This window comes from Streptococcus oralis (assembly GCF_016028255.1).
Taxonomy (GTDB): Bacteria; Bacillota; Bacilli; order Lactobacillales; family Streptococcaceae; genus Streptococcus; species Streptococcus oralis_AC.
Genome location: NZ_CP065707.1, coordinates 1,262,870 through 1,276,438 on the forward strand (window position 1 = coordinate 1,262,870; position 13,569 = coordinate 1,276,438).

The window sequence follows — 13,569 nt, forward strand, 5'->3', positions numbered from 1 at the left end:
TGCTAAGATAGAAACAATAACTAATGACTGGATTTTCCAGTCCTTTTTAAAGCGAGAAGAAAATATGAGTATGTTTTTAGATACAGCCAAGATCAAGGTCAAGGCTGGTAATGGTGGCGATGGTATGGTTGCCTTTCGCCGTGAAAAATATGTCCCGAATGGCGGTCCTTGGGGTGGCGATGGCGGACGTGGTGGTAACGTTGTTTTCGTTGTAGACGAAGGCTTGCGTACCTTGATGGATTTCCGCTATAACCGTCATTTTAAGGCCGAATCCGGTGAAAAAGGGATGACCAAAGGAATGCATGGACGTGGTGCAGAAGACCTTCGTGTTCGTGTACCACAAGGAACAACTGTACGTGACGCTGAGACAGGAAAAGTGATTACAGACTTGATTGAACATGGTCAAGAATTTATCGTGGCTCATGGCGGTCGAGGTGGTCGAGGAAACATCCGTTTTGCGACACCAAAAAATCCTGCACCTGAAATCTCTGAGAATGGAGAACCAGGTCAAGAACGTGAGTTGCAACTGGAATTGAAGATTCTAGCGGATGTTGGCTTGGTCGGTTTCCCATCTGTTGGAAAGTCCACTTTGCTTAGTGTCATTACTTCAGCTAAACCAAAAATCGGTGCTTACCACTTTACGACGATTGTCCCTAATTTGGGTATGGTTCGTACGCAGTCAGGTGAATCTTTTGCAGTAGCAGACCTTCCAGGTTTGATTGAAGGGGCCAGTCAAGGTGTTGGTCTTGGAACCCAGTTTCTCCGTCATATCGAACGCACTCGAGTTATCCTCCACGTCATCGATATGTCAGCTAGCGAAGGACGTGATCCTTACGAGGACTACCTAGCTATCAATAAAGAGTTGGAATCCTACAACCTTCGTCTTATGGAGCGTCCTCAGATCATCGTAGCCAACAAGATGGATATGCCTGAAAGTCAGGAAAATCTTAAAGCCTTCAAGGAAAAATTGGCAGCAAACTACGACGAGTTTGAAGAACTTCCAGCAATCTTCCCTATTTCTGGTTTGACTAAGCAAGGGTTGGTGCCCCTTTTGGATGCGACAGCTGAATTGTTGGATAAGACTCCTGAGTTCTTGCTCTATGATGAGTCTGATATGGAAGAAGAAGCTTACTATGGCTTTGATGAGGAAGAAAAAGCCTTTGAAATTAGCCGTGACGATGATGCGACATGGGTGCTTTCTGGTGAGAAACTCATGAAACTCTTTAACATGACCAACTTTGACCGTGATGAGTCTGTCATGAAGTTTGCTCGCCAGTTACGTGGTATGGGGGTTGACGAAGCCCTTCGTGCGCGTGGAGCCAAGGATGGTGATTTAGTCCGAATTGGTAAATTTGAGTTTGAATTTGTAGACTAGGAGATCGATATGGGAGATAAACCGATATCATTCCGAGATGCAGATGGAAATTTTGTTTCTGCAGCAGATGTATGGAATGAAAAGAAACTAGAAGAATTGTTTAATCGTCTCAATCCCAAACGTGCTCTTCGATTGGCACGAGAAAAAAAAGGCAATGAGAAGGCTGATAGAGAAGAAAAATAGCCTATCAACATTGATAAAACAAAACCCCGTGATTGTATTCATCACGGGGAATTTTTTAGTCATTGAAGAAAAATGGTGGCGCAAATTTTTTAAGAATTTCAAAGCAAGTCTGTGCTTCTTCAGCGTTTTCACAGATAAGAAGGCAGACATCATCACCACATACGGTGGCAATGATTTGTTTGAAATCAAGTGCATCGAGAACAGCTCCAAACGATTGGGCAAGGCCTGGCAAGGTTTTGAGGACAACCTGATGCTGGACAGGGCGTAGCATGACCAAGCCATCTTCCATATAGTTTTCCAAGCGTTTTTCCCACTTGGAGATGGAACCAGTATTTAAGACATAGTAAGAATGATCTGCTTCGCGAACCTTTGATAGATTCATGGTTTTGATATCGCGTGAGAGAGTGGCCTGTGTGACTTGGATGTCGTTTTCAGCTAGTAAAGCTTGCAACTCTGCCTGTGTATGAATCTTATTTTTAGCTACAAGTGCACGGATGAGTTGGTGTCTATGTTCAGATTTATTCATATGAGGCTGGCTCCTTTTATGAGGGGATGGTGATAGAAGACTGTGTTAAATCAATAGTTAAGTGGTAGTCTGTATTATCTCGAATTGTAATTTCAAAGTCGGTTGCATAGAGAACAAGGCGAAGTGTGTCACCTTTTTTCAGCATGTAAATAGTTGGTTGCAGCTCTAATTGCACATCCATCCATTCATCTGTAGTAATATCCTCCACTAACAGTAAGTTATTTCTATTTTGTAAATTAAGGTAGCCTTTGGTGATGACACGTTGGGCGCTTGGAGTAAATGGCAGTTCGCAGAGATTTTCTAACATGTGGTAGCGACCGTTGTCAATGGTTCTAGCACTTAAAACAGCTGGATAAGGCTGTAGATATTTCTTTTGTCCAAGTTCCAGCAGTTGAGCAGATAATAAGCCCTTGTTTGTACTTGATTTGACACGAAGTTTTAGCTCCACTCGACCATTTAAGTGAATGTCTTGAGTTACTGGAAGGTCAATGGTGATTTGATTGGCTTTTCCTTGGTAAAGTTCTGTATTGAAAGTCTGGTAAGTCTTACCATAACGATCAAAATCTTTTTGATCATACTGGTTTTGAATCACCTTTTCTTCAGTTCCAAGAGAGAAGGTATGCAGTTCATCTTGCTTGCCAAAGTCATCGAGACTATGCCATGTTTGAGGCTCAGTATTATCTTGCCAGATGACAGTAGGAAGTTGATAGCTTGAGTCAAGTCCTAACAATTTCTTGCTTAACAAGGCATTCATGGACTCGCGGAAGTCGATCGACTGCCAGTTGTTCATATAGACATGGGCACCATGATGGAAAAAGAGGTGCTTATTGATATGGCTAGGAAGGGCATGAAACATCTGGTAAACATGAAGTGGTTTGACGTTCCAATCCTGGGAACCATGCGTAAAGACGACCTCAGCTTGAACCTTGTGAGCATTGAGCAGATAGTTGCGGTCATGCCAAAACTGATTGTAGTCACCAGTCTTGCGATCCAGTTGCTCTTTTACCTTCTCTAAGTCTGCTTGGTGAGCTTCATTAGTACGAATATAGTCGCCAGCTAAGAGATTGCGGGAGTAGGTAAGCTCAGCAAGTGAGTCAAAATCCTCACCTGGATAACCACCAGGGCTAGTCACCAGACCATTTTCACGGTAGTAGTTGTACCAAGAGGAAATTCCTGCTTCAGCGATGATCACTTCCAAGCCATCAACACCAGTGGTGGCAAGACCATTGGACATGGTGCCTAGATAAGAAATTCCTGTTGTTGCGACTTTGCCGTTTGACCAGTCAGCCTTGATTTGGCGCTTGCGCGTGTGGTCCGTGAAAGCACGGCAACGGCCATTAAGCCAGTCAATGACATTTTTATATGCTTCAATCTGCTGGTAGTCCCCATTGGTCATGAGACCTTGGGAATCCTTGGTACCAACACCCGATACATAGAGATTGGCAAATCCTCTTGGAAGGAAGTAGTCGTTGAGAGTGTACGAACTATTGATGTGAGTTAGCTTTTCTTCAGCCTCAGAAACGAGTTTGGTTTGACCAAGAGGCTCGACAAAATCAATCTCAGGCTTCTCAAGTTCAATAATGTGGGCAGGTTTGACCTCAAGTTCTCCTTCCATTTTGTAGAGAGCTTTGTCACTGGCTTTATCGTTGGTCCCTTGGTGATAAGGGCTGGCAGTCATAAGAGCAGGGACTTGTTCATCATAACGCGGGCGAATAATGCTGACCTTGACTAAATCAGGGAGACCGTCTTTATCAGTATCCACACGACTCTCGACATACACGACTTCACGAATGACATCATGAGTAGAGAAGGTTGCCAAGCTCTTACCGTTAAAGTAGTGGTAGTGATTATCTTCTGAAATGAGTCCATCACTAACAAGCTGGTCGATGAGCGTATTTCCTTTTTTAGTTCGCGTATTGAGCAATTGATAAAGATTTTCGATGAGATCCCCATAAACAATAGAAAAACCAGTTTCTTTACGGAACTGTTCGGCATCCTCAAAGTCAACCAGATAACTAAATCCCAGAAGTTGAAAAGCCACGGTATAAAAAATCTCAGGAGTCAGGTCACAATCTGACTGAAAGAAGGTAAGGAGATCAGTATCCTTGTCAGCTGCTAAGACAGACAAAGGATAGTCGGTATTTTTATAAGTGAAAAAACTCCAGCGGACAAATTGTTCAAGTTGTTTTTTTGATGTTTGTTCTGGTACCAGCTTCAAACCAAGCTGAGATAATTCGCGTAAAACTTGCGAATGAGAAACAGGCAAGTAGCTGAATTGATTAAAACGCATGGCGCTCTCCTTTAGAAATATTCTAAATTTAGTATATCAAAAATAAGGTAAAAAAGATATTGTTGACCTGTGATGAAGTTACTTTAAAAGGAATGGTCTCTACCTTTTCATTCTAGTTTTTAAAATGGTATAATAGTACTATATCTAAAGCAAGGAGGAGAGGAAATGATTGCACAGCTCGACACCAAGACTGTTTATAGTTTTATGGAAAGTGTGGTTTCGATTGAAAAATACGTACAAATGGCTAAAGAATACGGCTATTCTCACCTTGCTATTATGGATGTGGATAATCTCTATGGAGCCTATCACTTTTTAGAAGTGACTCGTAAGTATGGTATTCAACCTTTAGTCGGTCTGGAAATGACTTTGGTCAAAAATGAGGAGAATATCTCTCTTCGTTTTCTAGCCCTATCCACTAAAGGTTACCAAGAGTTGATGAAGTTATCCACTCTAAAAATGACTGGTCGAAAGAATTGGTCTGACTTTACTAGCCACCTTGAGGATGTTGCCGTTATTGTTCCTTATTTTGAGGGAATCGAACAGCTAGATTTGGGACATGATTATTTTATCGGTATTAGTCCTGATACTCCTCAAGAAGTCTTTACCAGACCCATTCTTCCACTGTATCAGGTCAACTCTTTTGAAAAAGAAGATATTCAAGTTTTGCAAATCTTGTCGGCAATCAAGGACAATGTCAGTCTGAGAGAAGTGGATCTGCACTCACAACAAGGAATCTTTCTACCAGCCTCAGACTTAGAAGCTCGATTTAAAAATCATTTCCCTCAGGCACTTGCCAATCTTCAAGGTTTGATAGAGAATGTTGATTATCAACTTGATCCAAGTTTAAAACTTCCTCGCTTTAATCCTGAAAGACCAGCGGTCGAAGAACTTCGTGAGAGGGCTGAGCAAGGGTTGAGTGACAAGGGGCTAACCTCAGCTATCTATCGTGAGCGACTGAATGAAGAGTTGGCTGTGATTCATGATATGGGCTTTGATGACTATTTTCTAGTTGTTTGGGATTTGTTGCGTTTTGGACGTTCCCAAGGCTACTATATGGGAATGGGGCGTGGTTCTGCGGTTGGTAGTCTAGTAGCTTACTCACTGGATATTACAGGAATTGACCCGGTTGAAAAGAACTTGATTTTCGAGCGTTTTTTAAATCGTGAGCGCTATACCATGCCCGATATCGATATCGACATCCCTGACCTATATAGACCAGAGTTCATTCGTTATGTTCGTGATCGCTATGGCAGTCAACACGTGGCGCAGATTGTCACTTATTCGACCTTTGGAGCAAAACAGGCAATTCGTGATGTTTTCAAACGTTATGGTGTTCCAGAGTACGAATTAACAAATATTACGAAAAAGATCAGTTTTCGAGATACCTTAACCACGGCCTATGAAAAGAATTTGCAATTTAGGCAAGTTATCAATAGTAAGATTGAATACCAAAAAGCTTTTGAGATTGCTCGAAAGATTGAAGGTTATCCTCGTCAGACCTCTATCCATGCGGCTGGTGTCGTTATGAGTGACCAAGACCTGACGGACTATATTCCCCTCAAATATGGTGAGGATATGCTCATCACCCAGTATGATGCTCATGGAGTTGAAGCTAATGGTCTTCTAAAAATGGATTTCCTGGGTTTACGTAACCTGACTTTTGTACAAAAAATGCAGGAATTGCTTGCTGAATCAGAAGGTATTCATCTGAAAATCGAAGAGATTGATTTGGAAGACAAGGACACTCTGGCCCTCTTTGCTGCTGGAAATACCAAGGGGATTTTCCAATTTGAACAACCTGGTGCTATTCGACTCTTGAAACGAGTTCAGCCGCAAGTTTTCGAAGAAGTGGTAGCAACGACCTCACTCAACAGACCAGGGGCAAGCGATTATATCGATAATTTTGTGGCCCGTAAGCATGGCAAAGAAAAGGTGACGGTACTAGATCCTGCCTTGGAGGACATTCTGTCATCAACCTACGGAATTATGCTCTATCAAGAGCAAGTCATGCAGGTTGCTCAGCGTTTTGGAGGTTTCAGTCTTGGTAAAGCCGATATTCTCAGACGAGCCATGGGTAAGAAAAATGCTAAAGAGATGCATTTCATGAAGGAAGATTTTATCACAGGAGCTATGAAATTGGGGCATACAGAAGAAAAGGCCAACCAAGTTTTTGCAGTGATGGAAAAGTTTGCGGGCTATGGATTTAACAGATCCCACGCCTACGCCTACTCAGCACTGGCTTTCCAGCTAGCTTATTTCAAGACGCACTATCCTGCTATTTTCTTTCAAGTCATGTTGAATTATTCCAGCAGTGATTACATTGTGGATGCATTGCAGATGGGCTTTGAAGTGGCTCCTTTAGCAATCAACAGTATTCCCTATCATGATAAGATTGTTCAGAAGAAAATCTATCTTGGTCTGAAAGCCATTAAGGGCATGCCAAGAGATTTTTCTTACTGGATTATCGAAAATCGTCCTTTTTCAAGTGTGGAAGATTTCGTCACACGTCTCCCCAAGAATTACAAGAAACTGTCGCTTTTGACTCCTTTGGTTGAACTAGGGCTTTTTGATGAATTTGACAGGAACCGCCAGAAAATCTTAGTAAACCTACCAAACTTATTTGTTTTTGTTGAGGAGTTAGGAGGACTCTTTGCAGATGCAAACTATAGTTGGACTGAGGCTGATGATTTTACAGAAGCAGAGAAATTTTACAAGGAGCAGGAACTGATTGGGGTAGGTATTAGTGCCCATCCTCTCCAAACTCTTGCTAAACAAGCCCTATATCCGACAACACCAATCGCTAATCTTACTGAGGGAGCTCAAGCTACTCTCCTAGTTGAAGTGCAAAAAATAAAAGTCATTCGAACTAAGAAAGGTGAGAGTATGGCCTTTCTACAGGTTCATGACAGTAAGTCTCGGATGGATGTAACTGTATTTTCTGACCAGTATCGAAAATTCGCCTCCATCTTATCTGAAGGAAAATTCTACTATATCAACGGCAAGGTTCAATCCCGCGAAGGCCGTCTGCAAATGATTGCACAAGATTTGAGAGAAGCAGTCGCTGAACGATTCTGGATTCAAGTTAGAAATCATGAATACGATAAAGAGATTTCAAATATCCTAGAACAATACAAAGGCCCTATTCCTGTTATTATCAGGTATGTAGAGGAAGAAAAAACAATTGTTTCCTCCCGTCATTTTGTAAAAAAAGACCCTGCTTTACAGGAAAAATTAGAGGGAATTGCTATGAAAACGATTTATCGCTAAAAATACGAAAAATAGAAGAATTTTCAAATGAAATGTGGTATAATCAATAAGAATGTTAAAAGAAAAAGGAGCAAAACCAAATGAAACGTATTGCTGTTTTGACTAGCGGTGGAGACGCCCCTGGTATGAACGCTGCCATCCGTGCAGTAGTTCGTCAAGCAATCTCAGAAGGAATGGAAGTCTTTGGTATCTATGATGGATACGCAGGGATGGTTGCCGGTGAAATCTATCCACTTGATGCTGCTTCAGTTGGAGACATCATTTCACGTGGTGGTACTTTCCTTCACTCTGCTCGTTACCCTGAGTTTGCACAACTTGAAGGTCAACTTAAAGGGATTGAGCAGTTGAAAAAACACGGGATCGAAGGTGTCGTTGTAATCGGTGGTGACGGTTCTTATCACGGAGCTATGCGCTTGACTGAGCATGGATTCCCAGCTATCGGTCTGCCTGGCACAATTGATAATGACATCGTAGGTACTGATTTCACAATTGGATTTGATACTGCAGTTACTACTGCAATGGATGCGATTGATAAGATTCGTGATACATCATCAAGTCACCGTCGTACTTTCGTTGTAGAAGTAATGGGACGTAATGCTGGTGATATCGCACTTTGGGCAGGTATTGCTACTGGTGCCGATGAAATCATTATCCCTGAAGAAGGCTTCAAGATGGAAGATATCGTAGCTAGCATCAAAGCTGGTTACGAATGCGGTAAAAAACACAACATCATCGTTTTGGCCGAGGGGGTTATGTCTGCCGATGAATTCGGTAAGAAACTCAAGGAAGCAGGAGACACTAGTGACCTTCGTGTAACTGAACTTGGTCACATCCAACGTGGTGGTTCACCAACTGCGCGTGACCGCGTCTTGGCGTCACGCTTGGGAGCACATGCTGTTAAACTCCTCAAACAAGGAATCGGTGGTGTCGCTGTTGGTATTCGTAATGAGAAAATGGTTGAAAATCCAATTCTTGGAACAGCAGAAGAAGGAGCCTTGTTCAGCCTAACAGCTGATGGCAAAATCGTTGTTAACAACCCTCACAAAGCTGACCTTGGACTTGCTAGCTTGAACAAGAGCTTGTCATAATCAACTTTAACTAATCTGGTAAAATGACCATAAAAGGTCAAATTATATAAAGGAGTCACAAATCATGAATAAACGTGTAAAAATCGTTGCAACTTTGGGTCCTGCGGTAGAAATCCGTGGTGGTAAAAAATTCGGTGATGACGGATACTGGGGTGAAAAACTTGACGTTGAAGCTTCAGCAAAAAACATTGCTAAATTGATTGAAGCGGGAGCTAACACTTTCCGTTTCAACTTCTCACACGGTGACCACCAAGAACAAGGTGAACGTATGGCAACTGTTAAACTTGCAGAAAAACTTGCAGGTAAAAAAGTTGGTTTCCTTCTTGATACTAAAGGACCAGAAATCCGTACTGAATTGTTCGAAGGTGAAGCTAAAGAGTACTCATACAAAACTGGTGAAAAAATCCGTGTTGCAACTAAACAAGGAATCAAATCAACTCGTGAAGTGATTGCTTTGAACGTTGCGGGTGCTCTTGACATCTACGACGATGTTGAAGTTGGTCGTCAAGTATTGGTTGACGATGGTAAACTTGGTCTTCGCGTTGTTGCTAAAGACGATGCAACTCGTGAATTTGAAGTTGAAGTTGAAAACGACGGAATTATCGCTAAACAAAAAGGTGTAAACATCCCTAACACTAAAATTCCTTTCCCAGCACTTGCTGAACGTGATAACGATGATATCCGTTTCGGTCTTGAGCAAGGTATTAACTTCATCGCGATCTCATTCGTACGTACTGCAAAAGACGTGAATGAAGTTCGTGCAATCTGTGAAGAAACTGGAAACGGGCATGTTCAATTGTTCGCTAAAATCGAAAACCAACAAGGTATCGACAACTTGGATGAAATCATCGAAGCTGCTGACGGTATTATGATTGCTCGTGGTGACATGGGTATCGAAGTACCATTCGAAATGGTTCCAGTTTACCAAAAAATGATTATTACAAAAGTAAATGCAGCTGGTAAAGTCGCTATCACAGCAACAAACATGCTTGAAACTATGACTGAAAAACCACGTGCAACGCGTTCAGAAGTATCAGATGTGTTTAACGCTGTTATCGACGGAACCGACGCAACAATGCTTTCAGGTGAGTCTGCAAACGGTAAATACCCACTTGAATCTGTTCGTACAATGGCAACAATTGACAAGAATGCTCAAACCCTATTGAAAGAATACGGTCGCTTGTCATCTGTTAACTTGTCACGTAATTCTAAGACTGAGGTTATGGCTTCAGCTGTTAAGGATGCGACAAATTCTATGAATATCAAGTTGGTGGTTACTCTCACTAAGACAGGTCACACTGCTCGTTTGATTTCTAAATACCGTCCAGATGCTGATATCTTGGCAATCACTTTCGATGAATTGACTCAGCGTGGTTTGATGCTTAACTGGGGAGTTATTCCAGTAACAACTGATCGCCCATCAAACACTGATGATATGTTTGATCTCGCTGAAAGAATTGCAGTTGAGCAAGGTTTGGTAGAATCTGGTGATGATATTGTTATCGTTGCAGGTGTACCACTTGGCGAAGCTGTTCGTACAAACACAATGCGCATCCGCACTGTACGCTAATCTAACATTACAAAGCCTATCATATCAAGCTTTTGTGCTTGTATGATGGGTCTTTTTTCTATTTTAGAAGATAAAAAGAGAGAGATTTTTATTAAACAGAAATGGGAAAAATAGGAGAACTATGGTATAATAGAACGTAGAGACCTTTTTAGTAAATTTTGAAAGAGTATAACATGAGAAAAATTGTCATCAATGGTGGACATCCATTGCAAGGTGAGATCACCATTAGTGGTGCTAAGAATAGTGTTGTAGCATTAATCCCTGCTATCATACTGGCAAATGATGTTGTCACTTTGGATTGTGTCCCAGATATTTCAGACGTTGCTAGTCTTGTAGAGATTATGGAAATCATGGGAGCGAAAGTAAAACGCTACAATGATGTCTTGGAGATTGATCCAAGAGGTGTTCAAAACATTCCAATGCCTTATGGTAAGATCAATAGCTTGCGTGCTTCTTATTATTTCTACGGAAGTCTTTTAGGTCGCTTTGGTGAAGCTACAGTTGGACTTCCTGGTGGATGTGATCTGGGGCCTCGTCCGATTGACCTTCACTTAAAAGCTTTTGAAGCCATGGGAGCTAAGGTGAGCTATGAGGGAGACAATATGAATTTGTCTGCTCAGGGTAAGGGACTTCACGGCGCAAGTATCTACATGGATACTGTCAGCGTTGGTGCAACTATTAACACCATGATTGCTGCAGTAAAAGCTAAGGGACGTACTGTCATTGAAAATGCGGCTCGTGAACCAGAAATCATCGATGTGGCTACCCTTTTGAATAACATGGGGGCTCACATTCGTGGTGCAGGGACTGATATTATCATCATTGATGGTGTCGAGCAACTTCATGGGACGCGTCATCAAGTCATTCCAGACCGTATCGAAGCTGGAACCTATATTTCACTTGCTGCAGCGGTTGGTAAAGGAATTCGTATTAACAATGTTCTCTATGAGCATTTAGAAGGCTTTATCGCCAAACTAGAAGAAATGGGCGTTCGCATGACGGTCTCTGAGGATAGTATCTTCGTTGAAGAACAGTCTGATTTGAAGGCCATCAATATTAAAACTGCCCCCTATCCAGGATTTGCAACCGATTTGCAACAACCAATTACGCCACTTTTACTAACTGCTCAAGGTCGTGGAACTATTATTGATACCATTTACGAAAAACGTGTCAACCATGTCTTTGAGTTAGCAAAAATGGATGCGGATATTACGACTACAAATGACCATATTTTCTACACTGGTGGGCGTGTTCTACATGGTGCCAAGGTGAAAGCTACAGATCTTCGTGCTGGTGCTGCACTTGTCATCGCTGGATTGATGGCTCAAGGACAGACTGAAATTACAAATATTGAGTTTATCCTTCGTGGTTACTCAGATATTATTGAAAAATTGCGTAGTCTTGGAGCGGACATTACACTCGTTGAAGACTAAACCGTTGAGGTGATTATGAATATTTGGACCAAATTAGCAATGTTTTCTTTCTTTGAAACGGAGCGCTTGTATTTGCGTCCTTTCTTTTTTAGTGACAGCAAAGCTTTTTATGAAATTGCTTCTAATCCTGAAAATCTGCAATTTATTTTTCCTTGCCAAGCAAGTTTAGAGGAGAGTCAATATGCTCTTGCTAACTATTTTATGAAGGCTCCTCTGGGTGTCTGGGCAATTTGTAGCCAAGACAATCAGGAAATGATTGGTTCCATCAAGTTTGAAAAAATAGACGAAATCAAAAAAGAAGCTGAAATTGGTTATTTCTTAAGAAAGGATTCTTGGTCACAAGGTTTTATGACAGAAGTAGTTACCAAACTTTGTCAGCTTTCATTTGAAGAATTTGGTTTAAAACAATTATCCATCATCACTCATCTGGAGAATCAAGCTAGCCAAAAAGTGGCTCAAAAAGCAGGTTTTAGTCTCTTTCGCCAATTCAAGGGGAGTGACCGCTATACTCGTAAAATGAGAGACTACCTTGAATTTCGATACGTTAAAGGAGAATTCAATGAGTAAACACCAGGAAATCTTAAGTTATCTGGAAGAGTTGCCAATAGGGAAACGTGTCAGCGTTCGTAGTATTTCCAATCACTTGGGTGTCAGTGATGGGACGGCTTATCGTGCCATTAAAGAAGCTGAAAACCGTGGAATTGTAGAAACTCGACCTCGTAGTGGAACCATTCGTGTCAAATCTCAGAAAGTGGCTATTGAGAGACTAACCTATGCTGAAATTGCAGAAGTAACTTCCTCTGAAGTCTTGGCTGGTCAGGAAGGGCTTGAGAGAGAGTTTAGTAAATTCTCCATTGGGGCTATGACAGAGCAGAATATCTTGTCCTATCTGAATGATGGTGGTTTGTTAATCGTCGGAGACCGTACTCGTATTCAACTTTTAGCTCTGGAAAATGAAAATGCTGTCCTCGTGACGGGTGGTTTTCATGTGCACGAGGATGTACTAGCTCTTGCCAATAAAAAGGGTATTCCTGTCCTGAGAAGTAAGCATGATACTTTTACAGTAGCGACCATGATCAACAGAGCTCTCTCAAATGTTCAAATCAAAACCGATATTCTGACAGTTGAAAAGCTCTATCGTCCTAGTCATGAGTATGGTTTCTTAAGAGAAACGGACACAGTGAAAGACTATTTGGACTTGGTACGTAAGAACAGAAGTAGTCGTTTCCCAGTCATCAATCAGCATCAAGTGGTTGTGGGAGTTGTTACCATGCGTGATGCAGGGGACAAATCCCCTAGCACGACGATTGATAAGGTGATGACGCGCAGCATTTTCGTGACAGGATTAGCGACCAATATTGCCAATGTCAGTCAACGAATGATTGCAGAAGACTTTGAGATGGTTCCGGTAGTGAGAAGCAATCAAACTTTGCTCGGAGTTGTAACGAGACGAGATGTCATGGATAAGATGAGCCGCTCTCAGGTTTCGGCTTTGCCGACTTTTTCAGAGCAAATCGGTCAGAAGTTGTCTTATCATCACGACGAAGTTGTGATTACAGTTGAGCCTTTTATGCTTGAGAAAAACGGGGTTTTAGCAAATGGTGTTCTTGCTGAAATTTTAACTCACATGACACAGGATTTGGTGGCAAATAGCGGACGTAATCTCATCATTGAACAGATGTTGATTTATTTCTTGCAGGCTGTGCAAATAGATGATACTTTGCGAATTCAGGCTCGGATTATTCACCACACGAGACGCTCAGCTATTATTGATTATGATATTTATCATGATCATCAGATTGTTTCAAAAGCAAATGTTACGGTTAAAATTAATTAG

Annotated in this window: 10 protein-coding genes; 8 read left to right on the forward strand and 2 right to left on the reverse strand. The window is 41.7% G+C overall.

From position 1 onward, the window contains the following. Positions 1–64: 64 nt before the first annotated feature. Both obgE and I6G42_RS06180 read left to right on the forward strand, forming a co-directional pair. Entirely contained in the window at positions 65–1,375 is a 1,311-nt protein-coding gene (gene obgE, locus I6G42_RS06175) for a GTPase ObgE (protein WP_038805105.1), read from the forward strand. 9 nt (positions 1,376–1,384) lie between these two features. Next, positions 1,385–1,558 (forward strand): hypothetical protein, encoded by a 174-nt coding sequence (locus I6G42_RS06180; RefSeq protein ID WP_038805106.1) that lies wholly within the window; start codon positions 1,385–1,387, stop codon positions 1,556–1,558. A 55-nt stretch (positions 1,559–1,613) separates the two neighbouring features. Here the strand turns inward: I6G42_RS06180 and I6G42_RS06185 are convergent, their stop codons facing one another. Both I6G42_RS06185 and I6G42_RS06190 read right to left on the reverse strand, forming a co-directional pair. Beyond that, entirely contained in the window at positions 1,614–2,084 is a 471-nt protein-coding gene (locus I6G42_RS06185) for an arginine repressor (protein ID WP_001043005.1), read from the reverse strand. 16 nt (positions 2,085–2,100) lie between these two features. After that, positions 2,101–4,374: a Xaa-Pro dipeptidyl-peptidase gene (locus I6G42_RS06190; RefSeq protein ID WP_038805107.1), complete on the reverse strand. Its 2,274-nt coding sequence runs from the start codon at positions 4,372–4,374 to the stop codon at positions 2,101–2,103. Positions 4,375–4,539: 165 nt separating this feature from the next. Here I6G42_RS06190 and I6G42_RS06195 point away from each other — a divergent pair, with 165 nt between their 5' ends. The 6 genes from I6G42_RS06195 to spxR all read left to right on the forward strand — a co-directional run bounded on the left by I6G42_RS06195 (position 4,540) and on the right by spxR (position 13,569). Further along, positions 4,540–7,641, forward strand: coding sequence for a DNA polymerase III subunit alpha (locus I6G42_RS06195; RefSeq protein ID WP_038805108.1), 3,102 nt, complete (start codon positions 4,540–4,542; stop codon positions 7,639–7,641). Between the two features lie 80 nt (positions 7,642–7,721). Further along, positions 7,722–8,729, forward strand: a complete 1,008-nt coding sequence (gene pfkA / locus I6G42_RS06200) for a 6-phosphofructokinase (RefSeq protein WP_038805109.1) — start codon at positions 7,722–7,724, stop codon at positions 8,727–8,729. A gap of 64 nt (positions 8,730–8,793) precedes the next feature. Then, the gene (gene pyk / locus I6G42_RS06205; protein WP_038805110.1) at positions 8,794–10,299 is read left to right on the forward strand and encodes a pyruvate kinase; all 1,506 of its coding nucleotides are present in this window, start codon (positions 8,794–8,796) and stop codon (positions 10,297–10,299) included. Between the two features lie 173 nt (positions 10,300–10,472). Beyond that, complete coding sequence (locus I6G42_RS06210) at positions 10,473–11,732, forward strand: UDP-N-acetylglucosamine 1-carboxyvinyltransferase (RefSeq protein ID WP_038805111.1); 1,260 nt, start codon at positions 10,473–10,475, stop codon at positions 11,730–11,732. Between the two features lie 15 nt (positions 11,733–11,747). After that, positions 11,748–12,299, forward strand: a complete 552-nt coding sequence (locus I6G42_RS06215) for a GNAT family N-acetyltransferase (protein WP_038805112.1) — start codon at positions 11,748–11,750, stop codon at positions 12,297–12,299. Next, entirely contained in the window at positions 12,292–13,569 is a 1,278-nt protein-coding gene (gene spxR / locus I6G42_RS06220; protein WP_038805113.1) for a CBS-HotDog domain-containing transcription factor SpxR, read from the forward strand. The genes I6G42_RS06215 and spxR overlap by 8 nt, the downstream gene beginning before the upstream one ends.